At 65.0% G+C, this 20,132-nt stretch carries 14 protein-coding genes; 8 read left to right on the forward strand and 6 right to left on the reverse strand.

What is annotated here, in order from left to right; all coding sequences use genetic code 11:
• Nucleotides 1-3: 3 nt before the first annotated feature.
• Nucleotides 4-390 carry an MAPEG family protein gene (locus tag OWC48_RS25735; protein ID WP_282522473.1) on the forward strand — a complete coding sequence of 129 codons (387 nt, stop codon included), beginning with the start codon at nt 4-6 and terminating at the stop codon, nt 388-390.
• A 159-nt stretch (nt 391-549) separates the two neighbouring features.
• Here OWC48_RS25735 and OWC48_RS25740 read toward each other — a convergent pair whose 3' ends face one another.
• The 3 genes from OWC48_RS25740 to OWC48_RS25750 all read right to left on the reverse strand — a co-directional run bounded on the left by OWC48_RS25740 (nt 550) and on the right by OWC48_RS25750 (nt 6,425).
• Nucleotides 550-1,743 (reverse strand): ABC transporter substrate-binding protein, encoded by a 1,194-nt coding sequence (locus tag OWC48_RS25740; protein ID WP_071909074.1) that lies wholly within the window; start codon nt 1,741-1,743, stop codon nt 550-552.
• A gap of 291 nt (nt 1,744-2,034) precedes the next feature.
• Nucleotides 2,035-5,205: an efflux RND transporter permease subunit gene (locus tag OWC48_RS25745; RefSeq protein ID WP_282522474.1), complete on the reverse strand. Its 3,171-nt coding sequence runs from the start codon at nt 5,203-5,205 to the stop codon at nt 2,035-2,037.
• Nucleotides 5,202-6,425 (reverse strand): efflux RND transporter periplasmic adaptor subunit, encoded by a 1,224-nt coding sequence (locus OWC48_RS25750; RefSeq protein WP_282522475.1) that lies wholly within the window; start codon nt 6,423-6,425, stop codon nt 5,202-5,204. The genes OWC48_RS25745 and OWC48_RS25750 overlap by 4 nt, the downstream gene beginning before the upstream one ends.
• A gap of 499 nt (nt 6,426-6,924) precedes the next feature.
• Between OWC48_RS25750 and OWC48_RS25755 the strand changes: the two genes are divergently transcribed.
• The 7 genes from OWC48_RS25755 (at nt 6,925) to OWC48_RS25785 (ending at nt 15,485) form a co-directional block, all read left to right on the forward strand.
• Nucleotides 6,925-8,079 (forward strand): iron-containing alcohol dehydrogenase, encoded by a 1,155-nt coding sequence (locus OWC48_RS25755; protein WP_282522476.1) that lies wholly within the window; start codon nt 6,925-6,927, stop codon nt 8,077-8,079.
• A gap of 18 nt (nt 8,080-8,097) precedes the next feature.
• A complete protein-coding gene (locus OWC48_RS25760) occupies nt 8,098-9,648 on the forward strand; it encodes an AMP-binding protein (RefSeq protein ID WP_282522477.1) in 1,551 nt (516 codons plus the stop codon).
• A 365-nt stretch (nt 9,649-10,013) separates the two neighbouring features.
• Nucleotides 10,014-11,612, forward strand: coding sequence for an ABC transporter substrate-binding protein (locus OWC48_RS25765; RefSeq protein WP_282522478.1), 1,599 nt, complete (start codon nt 10,014-10,016; stop codon nt 11,610-11,612).
• Between the two features lie 32 nt (nt 11,613-11,644).
• Complete coding sequence (locus OWC48_RS25770) at nt 11,645-12,592, forward strand: ABC transporter permease (RefSeq protein ID WP_282522479.1); 948 nt, start codon at nt 11,645-11,647, stop codon at nt 12,590-12,592.
• A gap of 9 nt (nt 12,593-12,601) precedes the next feature.
• Nucleotides 12,602-13,495, forward strand: a complete 894-nt coding sequence (locus tag OWC48_RS25775) for an ABC transporter permease (protein WP_282522480.1) — start codon at nt 12,602-12,604, stop codon at nt 13,493-13,495.
• Nucleotides 13,495-14,502, forward strand: a complete 1,008-nt coding sequence (locus tag OWC48_RS25780; protein WP_282522481.1) for an ABC transporter ATP-binding protein — start codon at nt 13,495-13,497, stop codon at nt 14,500-14,502. Before OWC48_RS25775 ends, OWC48_RS25780 begins: the two co-directional genes overlap by 1 nt.
• Nucleotides 14,499-15,485, forward strand: a complete 987-nt coding sequence (locus OWC48_RS25785; RefSeq protein WP_282522482.1) for an ABC transporter ATP-binding protein — start codon at nt 14,499-14,501, stop codon at nt 15,483-15,485. Before OWC48_RS25780 ends, OWC48_RS25785 begins: the two co-directional genes overlap by 4 nt.
• On the opposite strand, the gene OWC48_RS25790 is transcribed toward OWC48_RS25785, so the two are convergent.
• From OWC48_RS25790 to OWC48_RS25800, 3 genes are all read right to left on the reverse strand, one after another.
• Nucleotides 15,457-16,269 carry a hypothetical protein gene (locus tag OWC48_RS25790; RefSeq protein ID WP_282522483.1) on the reverse strand — a complete coding sequence of 271 codons (813 nt, stop codon included), beginning with the start codon at nt 16,267-16,269 and terminating at the stop codon, nt 15,457-15,459. The genes OWC48_RS25785 and OWC48_RS25790 overlap by 29 nt on opposite strands.
• A 248-nt stretch (nt 16,270-16,517) precedes the next feature.
• Nucleotides 16,518-18,494, reverse strand: coding sequence for an acetyl-CoA carboxylase biotin carboxylase subunit (locus tag OWC48_RS25795; protein WP_282522484.1), 1,977 nt, complete (start codon nt 18,492-18,494; stop codon nt 16,518-16,520).
• Nucleotides 18,491-20,107 (reverse strand): acyl-CoA carboxylase subunit beta, encoded by a 1,617-nt coding sequence (locus OWC48_RS25800; RefSeq protein ID WP_282522485.1) that lies wholly within the window; start codon nt 20,105-20,107, stop codon nt 18,491-18,493. The genes OWC48_RS25795 and OWC48_RS25800 overlap by 4 nt, the downstream gene beginning before the upstream one ends.
• Between the last annotated feature and the right edge of the window lie 25 nt (nt 20,108-20,132).

A 20,132-nucleotide genomic window follows, 5' to 3' on the forward strand; every position in this document is an offset into this window, starting at 1 on the left:
GCGATGTATCATCTCACCGCCCTCGTCACACTGCTGGCGATCGCATTTTATATGTTCACCTGCATCAACGTCTCGCGCTCGCGCACCAAGACCGGTGTCAAGGTGCCGGCGATGTCGGGCCACCCTGATTTCGAGCGCGCCTTCCGCATCCAGGCGAACACGCTGGAATGGATGCCGGTCTTCCTGCCGGCGCTCTGGCTGTTCGCGATCTATGTCGGCGACGCCATTGCAGCCGGGATCGGCGCGGTCTGGATCATCGGCCGCATCGTCTACTTCATCGGCTATTCGAAGGCGGCGGCAAAGCGCGGCCCGGGCTTTGCGATCCAGGGCATCGCAGCGATTGCGCTGTGGGCGGGGGCATTGGGGGCGGTGGTGTTGCGGATGGTGTGAGGGGGCGGCATCACGTGCGCCCGTGTCCCGGGCGCGGTGCAGCGTGTAACGCTGCGCCGCTGAACCGGGACCCAGTCTGGCCGCGACCCGTGGAGAAGTGTGGGTCCCGGCCCTGCGCAGCAGCGTTTCACGCTGCAGCGCGTCCGGGACACGAGAGCCTCACTTCGTCAGCGGGCAGCCGCTGTCCTTGGCGGCGAAGAACGCCTTGTCGCCGGGGACGGTTGCGAGCAGCTTGTAATAGTCCCACGGCTTCTTCGATTCCGACGGCTTCTTGACCTCGAACAGATACATGTCGTGGACCATGCGGCCGTTCTCGAGCACCTTGCCGCCCTGCGCAAAGTCGTCGTCGACCGGCAGCTCCTTCAGCTTCTTGGCGACCGCGTCAGGGTCCTTGGTGCCGGCGGCCTTGACCGCCTTGAGATAGCTCAGCGTCGCCGAATAGGTGCCGGCCTGGATCATGTTCGGCATCCGGCTGGTGCGCTTGAAGAAGCGTTCGCCGAAATGGCGGGTGCGGTCGTTGAGGTCCCAGTAATAGCCCTCGGTCAGCACCAGGCCTTGCGCGGCCTGCAAGCCGAGACCATTCACCTCGGCGAGCGTCATCAGGAGGCCGGCAAGCTTCTGGCCGCCGGAGACGATGCCGAACTCGGCCGCCTGCTTGATCGAGTTGGTGGTGTCGAGGCCGGCATTGGCGAGGCCGACGATCTTCGCCTTCGAGCTCTGCGCCTGGAGCAGGAAGGAGGAGAAGTCCGACGAATTGAGCGGCACGCGGACAGAGCCGGCCACCTTGCCGCCATTGGCGGTGACGATCTCGCTGGTGTCCTTCTCCAGCGCATAGCCGAAGGCGTAGTCGGCCGTGAGGAAGAACCAGGTGTCGCCGCCCGCTTTCGTCAGCGCGCCGCCGGTGCCGACGCCGAGCGCACGGGTGTCATAGGCCCAGTGGAAGCCGTAGGGCTGGCAGGCATCGCCGGTGAGGCGCGAGGTCGCGGCGCCGACGACGATGTCGATCTTCTTCTTTTCCTTGGAGAGCTCATGGATCGCGAGCGCGACCGAGGAGGTTGTCAGCTCCGTGATCATGTCGACGTTCTCGACGTCGTACCAGCGCCGCGCGATCGAGGTGGCGAGATCCGGCTTGTTCTGGTGATCGGCGGTGACCATCTCGATCTTCTGGCCAAGCACTTCGCCGCCGAAATCCTCGATCGCCATCTTGGCGGCTTCGACCGAGTATTTGCCGCCGTAGTCGGCATAGACGCCGGACTGATCGTTGAGAATGCCGATCTTGACGCCTTGGGCGGAGGCCGGCGCAGCGAGCAACAGAGCAGACGTTGCGACAGCGGCCAAAAGTGCTGATTTCATATGTTGGCTCCCAGCAGTTTTCTGTTTTGAAATCGCGCGGATACTAGTGAAGAACCCCGCGCCTGCCCATCCATTTCATGTTGGTCGTTAGTATGGAGGATGGTGCGACAAATCGAGCTGTCGTCCCGGGGCGCGCGTAGCGCGAGCCCGGGACCCATAACCACAGGGAGAGATTTGGCGAAGACTCGTGGTTACGAGCTTCGCCCCATCTTTCTTCCTGGGGGTATGGGTCCCCGCCGACGCGGGGACGACAGCGGGGGGTGTGGATACGCTGGCGGCCGCCACCGACAATTAGGGGGCCACCACCTCCGGCTTCTTCCCCTCGTTCCGCCCCTCCGCCAGGTTCCGCACCACCACATAGAAGATCGGGGTGAACAGCAGGCCGAACAGGGTGACGCCGATCATGCCGAAGAACACGGCGACGCCGACCGCTTGCCGCATCTCCGAGCCGGAGCCGGACGAGATCACCAGCGGCAAGACGCCCAGGATGAAGGCGAAGGACGTCATCAGGATCGGCCGCAGGCGCAAGCGGCAGGCGTCGATCACGGCCTCCAGCCGCGGCTTGCCTTCTTTCTCGATGTCGCGTGCGAACTCGACGATCAGGATCGCGTTCTTTGCAGCTAACCCCACCAGAACGACGAATCCGATCTGGGTGAGGATGTTGACGTCCTGCCCCATGATGCGCACGCCGATCGTGGCCGCCAACAGGCACATCGGCACGATCAGGATCACCGCGAATGGAAGCGTCCAGCTGCCATATTGCGCGGCGAGCACGAGATAGACGAACAGCACGCAGATCGGGAACACGAGCAGGCCCGCATTGCCGCCGGTGACCTGCTGGTAGGAGAGGTCAGTCCATTCGAAGGTGAAGCCGCTCGGCAAGATATCGTCCGCGAGCTTCTTGATGGTGTTGAGCGCCGTGGTCGAACTGACGCCCGGCGCTGGCTCGCCCTGGAGCTCTGATGCCGCATAGAGATTGTAGCGCGCGACACGGTCGGGACCGGAGACGTCCTTGAACTCGACCACGCTGCCGAGCATCACCATGTCGCCGGAGGCGTTGCGCGTACGCAGGCGCGAGAGATCGCTTGGTTCTTTCCGGAACGGGAAGTCCGCCTGCGCCGTGACGTGATAGGTGCGGCCGAACAGGTTGAAGTCGTTGACATAGGTCGATCCGAAATAGGTCTGGATCGTATCGTTGATGTTGGCGATCGGCACCCCGAGCTTCTGCGCCTTGGTCCGGTCGATGTCGACGAAGAGCTGCGGGGTGTTGGCCGAGAACGGCGAGAACACTGTGGGGCCGAGCAGCAAGGGCGATTTGCGCGCCGCGGCGACAAGCTCGTCGGTGGCCGCGGCGAGCAGCTCCGGCCCGCGGCCTTGGCGGTCCTGAATGCGGATGGTGAAGCCGCCGCCGGTGCCGATGCCGGGCACGGCCGGCGGCGGAATGACGATGATGAACGCGCCCTGGAGCACGGCGAGCCGCTTGCGCAGCTCGGCCGTGATGGCGTTCGCCGTCAGCCCCTTCTTCAGCCGCGCTTCGGGCTCGTCGAACACCGGAAACAGCGCCGCTGCGTTGCCCTGCTGCGTGCGCGTGGCCCCCGAGAATCCGGCGAAAGCGGCGACGCGGACGATGCCGGGCGTGTCCAGCGAGATCCGCTCGATCTCACGCACAATTTCCGTGGTGCGCGCCAGCGACGCGGCGCCGGGCAATTGGACGGAGATGATGACATAGCCGCGATCCTGCGCGGGAATGAAGCCCTGCGGTGTGGTCGCGATCAGCCAGCCGGCGCTGCCGATCAACACAACGTAGATCAGGATCATCACCACGGCGTGCCGGATCACGAAATTGGCGAGGCCGGCGTAGCCGTGCGAGAGCCGGTCAAACACGCGGTTGAACACACCAGTGAAGCCGTTCCAACCACGCGCGATCAGATTCCACGCGGCAGGTGGCCGCTTCTCTGCGTGGGGCGTGAGGATCAGCGAGGCCAGTGCCGGCGACAGCGTCAGCGAGCAGAAGCAGGAGATCGCGGTCGCAACTGCGATCGTGACGGCGAATTGCTGGAAGAACTGGCCGGAAATGCCGCCGATGAATGCGGTCGGCACGAACACCGCGCATAGCACCAGCGCGATCGAGACCAGCGCGCCGCCGACCTCCTCCATGGTCTTGAGCGCGGCATCGCGCCGGCTCAAACCGTGCTCGAGATGCCGTTCGACATTCTCGACCACGACGATGGCGTCGTCGACCACGATGCCGACGGCGAGCACGAGGCCGAACAAAGTGAGGTTGTTGATGGAGAAGCCGAGCGCCGCCATCACTGCAAACGTGCCGACCAGCGAGACCGGAATCGCAATGATGGGAATGATCGCCGGCCGCCAGCCCTGCAAGAACACCAGCACCACGATGACCACCAGCAGCATGGCCTCGTAGATGGTCTTGATCAGCTCGTGGACCGATTGCGCGATGAACTCGGTCGGGTTGTAACCGATATTGTAGTCGAGGCCCTTCGGAAAGCTCTCCTTGAGCTTCGTCATCGTGTCGGAAATACTTTTCGCAGTCGCGAGCGCATTCGATCCCGGCCGCTGCGTCACCAGCATGGCAACCGCCGACTTGCGCAACAGGAAGCTGTTGGTGGAATACGCGAGAGCACCAAGCTCGATGCGCGCGACGTCGCGCAGCCGCACCGTGCGGCCGTCGGAGCCGGCCTTGATCAGGATGTCCTCGAACTGCTTCTGGTCCTTCAAGCGCCCGGTGAAAACGAGGTTTGGCTGGAAGGCGCGGTCGGCGATCGGCGGTTCGGCGATCTGGCCGCCCGCGATCTGGACGTTCTGGGCACGGATCGCGGCCAGCACCTCGGTCGAGGTCAGGCCGAGATTGGCGATACGGTCGGGATCGAGCCAGAGCCGCATCGAATAGTCGCGTGCGCCGAAGATCTGGATATCGCCGACGCCGTCGATCCGCAGCAGCTGGTCACGGACCTGGAGCAGCGCGTAATTCGAGATGTAGAGCTGGTCGAACGTATCGTCCGGCGACAGCATGAACACGACCATCAGGATGTCGGGCGAGTTCTTGCGCGTGACGACGCCGTTGCGCTGCACTTCGTCCGGCAGTTGTGGCTGTGCGATCGCGACGCGGTTCTGCACCAGCACCTGCGCCTTGTCGAGGTCGGTCCCGAGCTTGAAGGTGACGGTGATCGTCAATTGCCCGTTCGAGGTCGCCTGGCTGTAGAGATACAGCATGTCCTCGACGCCGTTGATCTGCTGCTCGATCGGAGCTGCGACGGTGTCGGACACGGTCTGCGCCGAGGCGCCGGGGTATTGCGTGGTGACGACGACGGTCGGCGGCACCACTTGCGGATATTCGGAGACCGGCAGCGTGGTATAGGCGAGCGCGCCGACGATCAGCAGCACGATCGACAGCACCATCGCCAGGATGGGCTGGTTGATGGAGAGACGGCCAAGGTTCATGACTTGTCACCGGGCTTGCCGCCGGCTGGCGCGGGAGACGGAGCGACCTTGGCGCCGACGCGGGCGCGCTGGATGCCGTTGACGATGACGCGGTCCTCCGCCTTCAGCCCCTCGCGGATCACGCGCAGGCCCTCATCGAGCGGACCGAGCACCACGGGGCGCGCCTCGACGGTGTCGTCCGGCTTCACGACGAACACGATCTTGCGGGACTGGTCGGTCGCGACCGCGACGTCGGGAATCAGCAGCGCCTCATAGGGCGCGCTGCCGATCAGCCGGACGCGGCCGAACTGGCCGGGCAGGATCGAGAGATCGGTGTTCTTGATCACGGCGCGGCTGCGCAGCGTGCCGGTTGAGACATCGAGGCGGTTGTCCAGGAAGTTGATGGTGCCCTCATGCGACGGCTTGGTCTCGCCGGCGAGCGTCACCTGCACCGGGTTCGCGGTGTCGCGCGAGCTCGGACGGCGGCCTTCGAACCACAGCTTGCTGTATTTGATGAAGGTCGCCTCATCCATGTCGAAATAGACGTAGATCGGATCGAGCGCGACGATCGAGGTGAGCAATGTCGAGGTGCCGGTATCGCTGCCCTGCACGAGATTGCCGGGGCTGACGAGATGGCGACTGACGCGGCCGGTGAGCGGCGCGGTCACATGGGTGAACTCGATATTGAGCCGGGCAGCCTTCAGCGCGCCTGCGGCCTGCGTCTCCGCGGCATGCGCCGCCTGCAGGGCCTGGCGGCGCTGGTCAACGGCCTGCTCTGAGACCGCGCTGGTCTGGACCAGGTTCAGACCACGGTCGAGCTCGCGCTTGGCAAGCTCCACCTTGGCACGCGCGTCGGACAACTGGCCGTCCGCCTGCTCGGCCACCGCCTCGAACGGGCGCGGGTCAATGACGTAGAGCAGGTCGCCCTGATGCACGATCGCGCCGTCCTGGAACTCGACAGAGTTGACGAAGCCGCCGACACGGGGGCGCACCTGCACCTCCTCGACCGCCTCGAAGCGGCCGGTGAACTCGTCCCAATCGGTGACGGTGCGCTTGACCGGCTGGGCGACGGTCACCGGCGCGGGCGGTGGCGCCGACGCTTGCGTGGCGGGCTGCCCACAACCGGCGAGCGCGAACGCCGCTGCGAGAAGGCCGGCAATTGCATAAGGCATTGCGCAGGGCCGGGTCCGAACGAAATCGTGCTTTTTGACAAACTGCTCGCTTCCGTCCGGTCCAGTCATCCCAGGTCCTCGCATAAGAGCCGCCGAAAAACGCAGGGTACGCCTCTACCCGCGGGCGCCACAAGATGGTTGGCAATGATGAACTCTTCAAGACCGATGCACGCGCAATGCTTCGAAGAATGCCCTGGCCTGATGGCGGGTTGACAGGAAGAGTGATGATGGCAAGCGGCCGCTGATGCGCGTCGGTGCGCAAGCTTGGCGATCAAGGCGCACGCTCACCACCCTCCCCTGGAGGGGTCCGGGACGAGCGTACCTCGCCCGTGGGTCGGCTCACATGGAGCGCAAGCGAAATGTGAGACGGGGTGGGGTGATGGTCTCTCCGCGTTGAGCAGTGCCCGTGTTGAGAGATCACCCCACCCCGCTCGCGCTACGCGCGATCGACCCTCCCCCTCCAGGGGAGGATAAGAAGGCCGCCAGCGTCTTCGCACATGACGGACACCGTCCGCTCGGCTAGATTGCTCGTAGAAAAACAAAGCCGAATTGTCCTGGGAGGACAGGCGTGCACCAGGGACGTGTCGTTTACGGCGCGATCGAGGAGGTCGTGTTCGGCCATCCCGCGGCCGAGGCCGTCGTTGCGCAGATGGACCGGCTGGGAACGCGCCGCGCCTTCCTGATGGTCTCGGGCACGCTGAACCGGCAGACCGACGAAATCACGAAGATCAAAGACGCGCTCGGCGCGCGTTGCGCCGGCCTGTTCGACGCCATGCCGGCGCACACACCGCGCGAGGCGGTGATCGCGGCGACCAATGCGGCGCGCGAAGTGAACGCCGACCTGATCGTCACCGTGGGCGGCGGCTCGATCACCGACGGCGCCAAGGCGGTGCAGCTCTGCCTTGCGAACGGCATCGACGACGTCGACGGCATCGAGCGCATCCGCGTCCACAAGGGCGTCGCGCCCGAGATGACCGCCCCTGACGTGCGGCAGGTCAGCGTGCCTACCACGATCGCCGGCGGCGAGTTCAGCGCGATCGCCGGCGTCACCGACCGCGGCGCGCATGTGAAGCAGATGCTGCGGCATCCGCTCACGGTGCCGCGCGCGACCATCCTCGATCCCGCCATCACCGTGCACACGCCGGAATGGCTGTTTCTCTCGACCGGCATCCGCGCCGTCGACCATTGCGTCGAGGCGATCTGCTCGCGCGAGACGCACCCTTATGCCGATGCGCAGTCGGTGAAGGGCCTTGCCATGCTCGCCGACGCGCTGCCGCGGGTGAAGGCCGACCCTGCCGACCTCGACGCCCGCATGGATGCGCAGATCGGCACCTGGCTGTCGATGGGCGCGCTCGCCGCCGGCGTGCCGATGGGCGCGAGCCACGGCATTGGCTATGTGCTGGGAGCGGCCTTCGACGTGCCGCACGGCTACACCTCCTGCATCATGCTGCCGGCGGTGATGCGCTGGAATGCGCGCGACAACGCCGAGCGCCAGATGATCGTCGCCGCCGCGATGGGTTTTCCCGGCCACAACGCCGGCGACGTGCTCGATGCCTTCATCCGCTCGCTCGGCATGCCGCGCAGCCTCGCCGACGTCCGCGTCTCGCCCGAGCATTTCGACGCCATTGCCGAACAGGCGATGCGCACGAACTGGATCCCGCGCAACCCGCGCAAGATCGACGGCCCCGCCGACATTCGCGAAATCCTGCTTCTCGCCGCATAATTTCAAGCCGGAGGACTGATGTATCCAGGTCAGCATGCCCGTCTACGCCCGCTCCAGCCCGCCTTCATCATGGCTGCGACCGGCGAGGCCGTCGCCTATCGCGAGCTCGATGCGCGCAGCAACCGCCTTGCGCAACTGTTTCGCAAGCACGGCTTGAAGCGGCTCGACCATTATTCGATCTTCATGGAGAACAATTCGCGCTACCTCGAAGCCTGCGGTGCGGGCGAGCGCTCCGGGCTGTACTACACCTGCATCAACTCGTTCCTGACGCCGGGCGAGCTCGCCTATCTCCTCGTCAACAGCCAGTCGAAAATCCTGATCACCTCCGTTGCGAAACTCGACATCGCCCGCGAGGCGATCAAGGCCTGTCCGGACATCAAGCTCTGCATCGTCGCCGACGGCCCCGGCGAGAGCGACCGCATCGTCGGCCTCGCCGAGGTGACCGCCGACCTGCCCGAGGCTCCGATCGCCGATGAATGGCTCGGCACCGCCATGCTCTATTCATCCGGCACGACCGGACGGCCGAAAGGCATCCTGCGCCCGCTGCCGGAGGAACCGCCAAAGCACAATCTGCCGCTGTTCGATTTCCTGACAAAACTTTGGCACTACCGCGAGGGCATGGTCTATCTCTCGCCTGCCCCGCTCTATCACTCCGCGCCGCAAGCCGCGGTGAACCTCACGATCCGCATGGGCGGCACCGTGATCATCAAGGAGACGTTCGATCCCGAACGTTATCTCCAGCTCGTCCAGCAATGGGGTATCACCCACACTCAGCTGGTGCCGACGATGTTCTCGCGCATGCTGAAGCTGCCGGAGGAGGTGCGCGACCGCTACGACCTGTCGTCGCTGGAGATTGCGATCCACGCCGCAGCGCCCTGCCCGGCATTGGTCAAGGACGACATCATCAAATGGTGGGGGCCGATCATCCACGAATATTACGGCGCGACCGAAGGCCTCGGCTTCACCGCCTGCAACAGCGAGGAATGGCTTAGCCACCGCGGCACCGTCGGCAAGGTGCTGCTCGGCGACCTCCACATCCTCGACGAGAACATGAGGGCGTGCCCGATCGGCACGCCGGGCCAGGTCTGGTTCAAGACGGCATCGTCGTTCGAATATTTCAACGACCCCGAGAAGACCAGGGAGGCGCGCTCGGCCGACGGCAGCATGAGCACGGTCGGCGACGTCGGCTATGTCGACGAGGATCGTTTCCTCTATTTGACCGACCGCGCGACCTTCATGATCATCTCCGGCGGGGTGAACATCTATCCGCAGGAATGCGAGAACCTGCTGATCACCCACCCGAAGGTCGCCGATGCCGCGGTGTTCGGCGTGCCCAATCCCGATCTCGGCGAAGAGGTGAAGGCGGTGGTGCAGCCGATGCCCGGCGTCGTGCCGGGCGAGGCGCTCGCCGAAGAACTGATCGCCTTCTGCGGCCAATCGCTGTCGCGGCAGAAGGTGCCGCGCTCGGTCGATTTCGAGAAGGAACTGCCGCGGCTGCCGACGGGCAAGCTGTACAAGCGGCTGCTGCGGGACCGCTATTGGGGGAACAAGACGTCAAGGATCGTGTGAGCCCCACTGTCGTCCCGGGGCGCGACGAAGTCGCGAACCCGGGACCCATAACCACCGGCGGGAGTCGTCGCGCGAGCAGGTAACTCCGAGTCATCATCAAACGACTTCCTGTGGTTATGGATCCCGGATCTGCGCTTCGCTTGTCCGGGACGACGGCGAAGTTTGTTGAGGCAGCTGCGCGCACAGGAACCATCCCTTCGCACCTGCACTCTCACATGAAGAGAGTGTGAACGCCTGCGGCCTTCCGTCATCCGAATTGTCGAGGCGGCGAGCGGCCTTGCCGGTTGCCTCGCTGCACGCGCGTCGCTATCGTCTGACAAACAGGCCGCAAAGGCCCAAAAGACGAATGTCCAGGGAGGATGAGCATGCGGAGCGTGTGGGCGCTCGCCGCAGTGGCGGCGCTATCTGTGCTGACGGCCTCGACCACCACGCTCGCCGGCGGGCCCAAACAGGGCGGAATCCTGCGGATGTACCACCGCGACAGCCCCGGCAACGCCTCGATCCATGAAGGCGCGACCTACTCGCTCAATGTTCCCTTCATGCCCGTGTTCAACAACCTCGTCATCTACAAGCAGGACGAGGCGCAGAACAGGATGGACAACATCATTCCGGAACTCGCCGATAGCTGGGCCTGGGTCAACGACAACAAGACGCTGACCTTCAAGCTGCACCCGGGCGTGAAATGGCATGACGGCAAGCCGTTCACCTCCGCGGACGTCAAATGCACCTTCGACATGTTGATGGGCAAGTCGCAGCAGAAGTTCCGGCAGAATCCGCGCAAGACCTGGTACGAACAGGTCAACGACGTCTCCACCAACGGTGACCTCGAAGTTTCCTTCAACTTGAAGCGGCCGCAGCCGTCGCTGCTGGCCCTGCTCGCCTCGGGCTACACGCCGGTCTATCCCTGCCACGTCTCGCCCGGCGACATGCGCACGCACCCGATCGGCACCGGCCCGTTCAAATTCGTCGAGTTCAAGGCCAATGAATCGATCAAGCTGACCCGCAATCCCGATTATTGGCGCGAGGGGCGGCCCTATCTCGACGGCATCGAGTTCACCATCATCCCGAACCGTTCGACCGCGATCCTCGCCTTCGTCGCGGGCAAGTTCGACATGGCGTTCCCGACCGAAGTGAGCATTCCGCTGTTGAAGGACGTCAAATCGCAGGCGCCGAACGCGGTCTGCGTGGTCGAGCCCAACAATGTCGCCACCAACATCATCGTCAACTCGTCTGCGCCGCCGTTCGACAATATCGACATCCGCCGCGCCATGGCGCTGTCGCTCGACCGCAAGGCGTTCATCTCGATCATGTTCGAGGGCCAGGGCGATGTCGGCGGCACCATGCTGCCGCCACCGAACGGGCTGTGGGGCATGCCTAAGGAGATGCTCGAGAGCATTCCCGGTTACGGCCCCGATGTGAACGCCAACCGCGAGGAAGCCAGGAAGCTGATGCAGAAGGCCGGCTACGGGCCGGACAAGCATCTCGCCGTCAAGGTCTCGACCCGCAACATCCCGGTCTATCGCGATCCCGCGGTGATCCTGATCGACCAGCTCAAAAGCATCTATATCGACGGCGAGCTCGACGTGGTCGAGACCGCGAACTGGTTCCCGAAGATCGCACGCAAGGACTACATGCTCGGGCTCAACCTGACCGGCAACGCCGTCGACGATCCCGACCAGTCGTTCTACGAGAACTATTCCTGCGGCTCCGAGCGCAACTACACCAATTACTGCAACAAGGAGATCGAAAAGCTGTTCGACGTGCAATCGCAGGAGACCGACGTCAACAAGCGCAAGAAGCTGGTGTGGGACATCGACAAGAAGCTGCAGGAGGACGTCGCCCGCCCGATCATCTTCCACGCGCGCACCGGCTCCTGCTGGCAGCCCTATGTCAAGGGCGTAACGGTGATGTCGAACAGCTCCTATAACGGGTATCGCTACGAGGACGTCTGGATGGACAAGTAGCGCAGGCGGACGGTTTCGACAGGAGGCGATGCATGTTTGCCTATCTGGTGCGGCGCCTGTTCCTGATGCTCGTGACCCTGTTCGGGATCTCGGTCGTCATCTTCTTCCTGCTGCGCATCGTGCCCGGCAACATCGTCGACATCCTGTTTGCCGCGGCCGGCTATGTCGATCCCGCCGACAAGGCCAATCTGGAGAAGGAGCTCGGCATCGACCAGCCGCTGGTCGTGCAGTACTGGCACTGGATCAGCGGCTTTCTGCGCGGCGATTTCGGCTACTCCTATGTTTCGGAGAAGCCCGCGCTTCAGGAGATCCTGCCGCGGATCCCGATCACCGCGCGGCTTGCCGGGCTGGCGCTGTTGTTCTCGGCGTCGATCGGCATTCCGCTCGGCGTCATCAGCGCGGTGAAGCAGGGCACACGGCTCGATTACGCGTTGCGCGTCGTCAGCCTCAGCGGATTGTCGCTGCCCTCGTTCTGGCTCGGCCTGCTGATCCTCACGGCGTCTGTGGCGATGTTCAACCAGATGCCGATCTTCAATCCCAATCCGCAGACCTGGCTGGAGGCATTCGCAACCTACGCCGTGCCGGCCGCCGCCGTCGGCTTCCGCAGCGCGGCGCTGACCATGCGCATCACCCGATCCTCGATGCTCGAGGTGCTGCGGCAGGACTATATCCGCACCGCGCGTGCCAAGGGGGCGTCCGATGCGGCCGTGAACTATCATCACGCGCTGAAGAACGCGATCCTGCCCGTCATCACCGTGATCGGCATCGAGGCCGCGTTCCTGATCGGCGGCCTGATCGTGACCGAGACCGTGTTCAACATCCCCGGCGTCGCACGCTTCCTGGTCGAGGCGATCCGCTGGCGCGACTACCCGATCGTGCAGAACCTCGTGATGCTGATTGCGGTCGTGGTGGTGAGCGCGAACTTCATCGTCGACATGCTCTACGCGGTGTTCGATCCGCGCATCCGGTATACGGATTAGGAGATCAGCTTGACCGCGATTGACTATGATCTCGAACTGAGGCGGGCCGGCGCACATGCGACTGGCGGTTGGCGGCGCGTGCTGTATTTGGCGCAGCGGCATGTGCTGGGCGCGGCCGGACTGATCATCATGACGCTGTTCGTGTTCACGGCGATCTTTGCCGACTTCATCGCGCGCTACGATCCCCTGACCATCGACGCCGCCCGTGCGCTGGCGCGGCCGAGCGCGACGCACTGGATGGGCACGGATTCCTTCGGCCGCGACGTGTTCAGCCGCATCATCCACGGCGCGCGGATCTCTCTGGCCGTCGGCATCGGCTCGACGGCACTTGGCGGCACGATCGGCGTCATCGTTGGCCTCACTTCCGGCTATCTCTCGGGCTGGGTCGATCTCGTGTTCCAGCGCGTCTCCGACATCCTTCAAGCGCTTCCACTGCTGGTCCTGGCCTTGATCATGACGGCGGCGCTCGGTCCGTCCCTGCCGAACGTCATCATCGCCATCGCCATTCCGCTGATCCCGACCGTGTCGCGCGTCATTCGCGCCAACACGCTGGCGCTACGCGAACTGCCCTTTGTCGAGGCCGCCAAGTCGATCGGCATGAGCGAGGTGCGGATCGCGCTGCGCCACGTGCTGCCGAACACGCTGGCGCCGCTGATCGTGCTCGCGACCGCGCAGCTCGGCTCGACCATCCTCACCGAGGCTTCCCTATCCTTCCTCGGCCTCGGCATTCCCGAGCCCTATCCGTCCTGGGGCCGCATGCTCTCGGAATCCGCCGCCGAATATGTCCGCACCGCGCCGTGGCTGGTGATCTTCCCCGGCATCGCGATCAGCCTCGCCGTGTTCGGCGCCAATCTGTTCGGCGACGCCCTGCGCGACATCCTCGATCCCCGGCAGCGCGGCTGATGGCAGACAAATCCGATCTCGTGCTCGATGTGAAGAACCTGAAGACGGTGTTCTTCACGAACTCCGGCCTGTTCAAAGCCGTCGACGATGTCTCCTTCACCGTGAGGCGCGGCGAGACGCTGGCGATCGTCGGCGAATCCGGCTGCGGCAAGAGCGTCACCGCGCTGTCCCTGATGCGGCTGGTGCCCGATCCGCCCGGCCGCATCATCGGCGGATCGGTCACGCTCGAAGGCACCGAGCTGCTGGCGCTGGATGAAGCCGAGATGCGCGCCGTCAGGGGCAATCGCATCTCCATGATCTTCCAGGAGCCGATGACCTCACTCAATCCGGTGATGCGGATCGGCGACCAGATCGTCGAGGCGGTGCGGTTGCACCGGGCGATGCCGGCCAGAGAAGCCCGGGACATCGCGGTCGAGATGCTGCGGCTGGTGCGCATCCCCGAGCCGGCGCGGCGGGCGCGGGAATATCCGCATCAGCTTTCCGGCGGCATGCGCCAGCGCGCGATGATCGCGATGGCGCTCGCCTGCAGGCCAGCGCTGCTGATCGCGGACGAGCCGACCACCGCGCTCGACGTCACCATCCAGGCGCAGATCCTGGCGCTGATCCTCGACCTTCAGAAGGAGCTCGGCACCGGCCTCGTGCTGATCACGCATGATCTCGGCGTCGTCGCGCAGACCGCGCAGCGGGTGATCGTGATGTATGCGGGGAAAAAGGTGGAGGAGGCAACGGTGGAAGCGCTGTTCGCGGCGCCAAAGCATCCCTATACGCGCGGGCTGATGGCCTCGATCCCGGCGGTGCCGGCGTCCGGCATGCCGGCGCAGGCTCGGCTGAACGAAATTCCCGGCACCGTGCCGTCGCTGGTGCGGTTGCCGAAAGGCTGCGCCTTCGCGCCGCGCTGCAAGCTCGCGATCAAGCGTTGCGAGGCCGAATATCCGCCGCTCGCGGATTGGGGCGGCGGCCATCTCGCGGCGTGCTGGCGCGCGGCGGAAGTGGCGGAGGTGGCATGACCGAGGCGCTGCTCGAAGTCACCGATCTCAAGAAGCACTATCCGGTGCGCGCCGGCGTGTTACGGCGGCAGGTCGGCACCGTGCATGCGGTCGACGGCGTCTCGTTCTCGGTTCATACCGGCGAGACGCTCGGCCTTGTCGGCGAATCCGGCTGCGGCAAGTCGACGGTGGCGCGCAGTGTGCTGCGGCTGGTCGAGCCGACTTCGGGCCAGATCCGCCTTGACGGAGAGGACATCACCCGTCTCTCCAAGACCGCGCTACGACCGCATCGCCGCTCGATGCAGATCGTGTTCCAGGATCCCTTTGCTTCGCTCAATCCGCGCATGACCGCCGGCGACATCGTCGGCGAGCCGCTCGCCGTTCACGGGCTCGCAAGCGGCAAGGAGCTGGAAGCGCGTACCGCAAAACTGTTCGAGCAGGTGGGCCTGCGGCCTGATCAGATGCGCAACTTCCCGCATCAATTTTCCGGTGGCCAGCGCCAGCGCATCTGCATCGCACGCGCGCTGGCACTCGGGCCACGCCTGATCGTCTGCGACGAACCGGTCTCCGCGCTCGACGTCTCGATCCAGGCGCAGGTGATCAATCTCCTGATCGACCTGCAAAAGCAGCACGGCTTCTCCTATCTCTTCATCGCGCATGACCTCGCCGTGGTCGCCCATATCAGCCATCGCGTCGCCGTGATGTATCTCGGCCGCATCGTCGAGATCGCCGACAAGGACGAGCTATTCCGCAATCCGCGCCATCCCTACACGCAGGCCCTGCTCGCGTCAGTGCCGGTTGCGAACCCGTTTGCCAAGAAGCTCGCGCCGCTGGTGGATGGCGACGTGCCGAGCCCGGTCAATCCGCCATCTGGCTGCGCGTTTCACACCCGCTGCCGGTTTGCGATCGAGCGGTGCAAGACGGAGCGGCCGGCGCTGGTGGATGCCGGCGATGGGCACCAGGTGGCGTGTTTGCTCAACGGGGGGACGGGGCGGGGTCAGTAGGCCTCAACGCCCGGATCACCGGCCAGGCCGCCAGCGCGGCGGCCAGATGCTTGAGCGTGTGGCCCGAGACAATGTGGCCTGTCGCTTCGAAAATGGTCGCATCGCCGAGCTCGAAAAGCTTGGCCAGCACGTAAAAGAAGATCACGCCGCCGAGCGACACGCCAAGTGCGCCGGGCCGGGGCCGAGTCATCGCCAGCCCCAAAGCGAGCGCCATGCCGCCGAACTGCACGACCACCCATGGCGTGAGGTTCGCGTATGCGACCCAGGCCGCGAGCAGGCCTGCGACTGTCACCAACACGACCACCGCCTGACCGGCACGCACGCTGACGCGCTCGCTGGCCGCAATGCCCAAAAAGCCCGCGAACGCCACCGCCATGCCGAGACGATCGGCCACCAGCCGCTGCGGCGCTTCGGGATCCAGATGATAGACGCACGATCCTATGCACGTGAGGATCAGACCCACGAAGAGGCAACCTGCACCCGCGGGCGCATCAGGGTGGGCACGCAGGCGCAGCAAGCCCCAGGCGCCCATCGCCAGGAAGGCAAGATTGCTCAGCACGTCGCCGGCGTTGGGCACGCCCAGCCACATGCGAGTGTCGACGAAATGCGGGATGTGCCAGGTGGATGCGGGCAGCGCCGGCGCGAGGAGCGCCACGAGCGTCAGGACGAAGAGTGCGCCGATCAGATATTTTTCGCGAACTTGCGGCGCGGCGAACGAGAACCGGCGGGACACTGACGGCAGTAGGGCATCGGTCTCTCGGGCGTGGTGATTTGCGCGCAACATGCAGGCCTCCACATGATTTGACATCGCTCAGTATTAGTAGCCTGGAATTGAACAATGTTCAATAAAAATCGTGAGCGAGATCAAGCAGGCAATATCATATTGGAATATTTGGATTTATTGGGACGCTCGAGTGCAGTGTCGTAGGGTGGGCAAAGCGACGCGTGCCCACCGTGCAGGTATACCGACCGGATGGTGGTGGGCACGGCGCTCCGCGCCTTTGCCCACACTACGAGACCGCGTTCGCGGCGCTACCCCGTCGCGATCTCCACGACGATCCTGCCCGTGGTGACCTGCTCACCTTCAGCGACGTCGATCGCGGCGACCACGCCGTCGATGCCGGCCTTGTGGACGTGCTCCATCTTCATTGCTTCCAAGGTCATCACCGGTTGACCGGCGGTGACGCGGTCGCCGGGCTTGACCAGCACGGCGACGACGCGGCCGTTCATGGCGGCGCGGACTTTGCCATCTCCGCCATTGCTCGCAGCCGCCTTCGGTGCGGCGAGGGTGAGATCGGTGACCGCAAGCGGGATGCCGCGATGCTGGAGGTAGAGCCGGTCGCCATCGCGCAGGAATCTTGCGCTGTCCATCACGCCGTCGTGGCGGAAGCGGATGGCGTCGGGATCGAGCTGGTCGATCTCGAACTTGTCCTGACGGCCGTCGGCGGCGACGATGTAGCCGCCATCACGCTCACGCGTGATTTCGAGCTCGTGAGTGTGGCCGGCGATCTCGACTTTCGCCGGCAGCGGGAATGTTGCCGCCAGGCTCCGGCCGGCTTGCCATAACGGCGCGCGCGGATTGGTGACATAGAGCAGCAGGCCCGCCAGCGCCGTGTCGAATGCAGCATTCACCGGCGGCGCCAACAGTTCGTCGCGATGTGCGCCGATGAAGGCCGTCGTCGCCTCGCCCCTGGCAAATCCGGGGTGGCGCAGGCAGGACATCAGGAACGCCTGATTGCTGGTCACGCCAAAAGCAGTGAGTTGCTCCAGGCCGACGATCAGCCGCCCCCTCGCCTCCTCCCGTGTCGCGCCATGGCTGATCACCTTGGCGATCATGGAATCGTAGAACGGCGGGATCTCCGCGCCCGATTGCAGCGCGTGCTCGACGCGGATGCTGTCAGGCACCTGCCAGCGCGCCATGCGACCGGACTGCGGCATGAAATCCTGCGCGGCATCTTCCGAGCACAGCCGCACCTCAATGGCGTGGCCTGAGAACTTGATGTCCTGCTGCTTCACCGGCAATGGCTCGCCGCGCGCGACGCGCAATTGCAGCTCGACCAGATCGAGCCCGGTGATGGCTTCGGTCACGGGATGCTCGACCTGGAGACGCGTGTTCATCTCCATGAAGTAGAACTCATCGCTGGCGTCGAGCAGGAATTCCAGCGTGCCGGCGCCCTCGTAGCGCAGCGCCTTGACCGCGGCGACAGCGACCTCACCCATTTTCGCGCGCAACGCGGGCGTGACCGCCGGCGATGGTGCCTCCTCGATCAGCTTCTGATGTCGCCGCTGCACCGAGCAGTCGCGCTCGCCGAGATGGATGGCGTTGCCGTGGCTATCGCCGAACACCTGGATTTCGATGTGCCGCGGGTTCTGGATCGCTCGCTCGAGGATAACGGTCGGATCGCCAAAGGCGGCGTTTGCCTCCGACCGCGCACTGCGCAGCGCATCGGGGAAGGACGCGGCATCGGTGACGAGCCGCATGCCGCGTCCGCCGCCGCCGGCAACCGCCTTGATCATCACGGGGAAGCCGATCTTCCTGGCTTCCGCGAGCATGACCTCGTCGCTTTGGTCGGCGCCCTGATAGCCGGGCACGCAGGGCACGCCGGCCTTCTTCATGATCTCCTTGGCGCCGGCCTTGTTACCCATCGCCTCGATCGCCTGCGGCGAGGGGCCGATGAAGACGAGGCCCGCCTCCTTGCAGGCCTGCGCAAAGTCCTCGTTCTCGGCGAGAAAGCCGTAGCCGGGATGCACGGCATCCGCGCCGCTCACCTTGGCCGCGGCGATGATCGCGGGAATGTTGAGATAGGATTGCGCCGGCAGGGCTTCGCCGATGCGCACGGCCTGGTCGGCCTGCCGGACATGAAGCGCATCGCGATCGGCATCCGAATAGACCGCAACGACGCCGAGGCCGAGCTGCCGCGCGCTACGCATCACGCGCAGTGCGATCTCGCCGCGATTGGCGACCAAAACCCTGAAGAACGGCCGGTGCTGCACTGATCCGTTCCTCATGGGCGGGCCACCGAGAATTGCATGCGCTGGGGCGTGCGCGCGTCGCCCTCGCGGCAGATCGCGAGCACCTCGGAGAGCACTCCGCGGGTATCGCGCGGGTCGATCACACCGTCGTCGAGCACGCGTGCGCTGGTCGAGAACACGTCCATCTGGCCATCGAACACGCCGATGATCTGCGCCTTCATCGCGTCGAGCTTTTCCTTCTCGACCAGCTTGCCGCGGCGCGCGGCGGCGGCCTCGGTCACGATCGCCATCGTCTCAGCGGCCTGCTCGCCGCCCATCACGGCGGTCTTGGCGTTGGGCCAGGAGAAGCAGAAGCGCGGATGGAAGCCGCGCCCGCACATGCCGTAATTGCCGGCGCCGAACGAGGCGCCGCAATAGATGGTGATCTGCGGCACCGTCGCCGACGTGACAGCCTGGATCATCTTCGAGCCGTGCTTGATCATGCCGGCTTCTTCATAGGCTCGGCCTACCATGTAGCCGGTGGTGTTGTTGAGATAGAGCAGCGGCGTGCGGGTCTGGCAGCAGGCCTGGATGAAGTGCGTCGCCTTGTTGGCGCCGGCGGGATCAAGCGGGCCGTTGTTGGTGATGATGCCGATCGCCTGCCCTTCGATGCGGGCATGGCCGCAGACGGTGGCGGGGCCGTAATTGGGCGCCATCTCGGTGAAGTCGGAATCGTCGACGATGCGCGCGATCACCTGCTTCATGTCGACGGTGCGCTTGTGGTCCATCGGCATGATGCCGAGCAGTTCGTCCTGGTCGTAGCGCGGCGGTTTGAACTGTGAAGCCGCTCGGCCTGGCCGCTCCCATTCCAGCGCCGCCATGATCTCGCGCGCAATGCGCAGCGCATCGCGGTCGTCCTCCGCGAGATAATCGCCGAGGCCGGAGACCTGGGTGTGCATCTCGGCACCGCCAAGCTCTTCCTCGGTCGCGATCTCGCCTGTGGCGGCCTTCAGCAGCGGCGGCCCGGCGAGGAAGGCGCGGGTGCGGCCGCGGACCATGACGATGTAATCGGACAGGCCGGTCTGGTAGGCGCCGCCGGCGGTGGACGAGCCGTGCGTGACGGTGACGACCGGGAGGCCGGCCGCCGAGAGCCGCGCGAGATTGCGAAAGATATTGCCGCCGCGGACAAAATCCTCGACGCGATAGCGTAGCAAATTGGCGCCGGCGCTTTCGACGAGCTGGACGTAAGGCAGCTTGTTCTCCAGCGCGAGCTCCTGCACGCGCAGCGTCTTGTCGAGGCCGTATGGCTGGAGTGCGCCCGCATCGATGCCGGCGTCATTGGCACTGACCATGCAACGGATGCCGGAGACGAAGCCGATGCCGGCGATGACGCCGCCGCCGGGCACGCTCTTGTTCGCATCGGATACGTCGAACATGTAGCCGGCGAGCGTCGACAGCTCGATGAAGGGCGCGCCGGGATCAAGCACCAGCGCGACGCGTTCGCGCGGCAGCAGCTGGCCGCGCTTGTGGAAGCGATCCTTTGCCGCCGCCGATGCGCTACGCGTGCGCTCTTCCAGCGCCCGCATGCGGTCGATGAGACCGAGCATGCCGTCACGATTGGCGTGGTAGGCGGCGCTACCGGGGGAAATGGTGTTTTCGAGAATGGACATAATTCTATCCTGCTCGTCATTGCGA

Origin of the sequence: Bradyrhizobium sp. Arg816 (assembly GCF_029989365.1) — a bacterium.
Classification (GTDB): Bacteria; Pseudomonadota; Alphaproteobacteria; order Rhizobiales; family Xanthobacteraceae; genus Bradyrhizobium.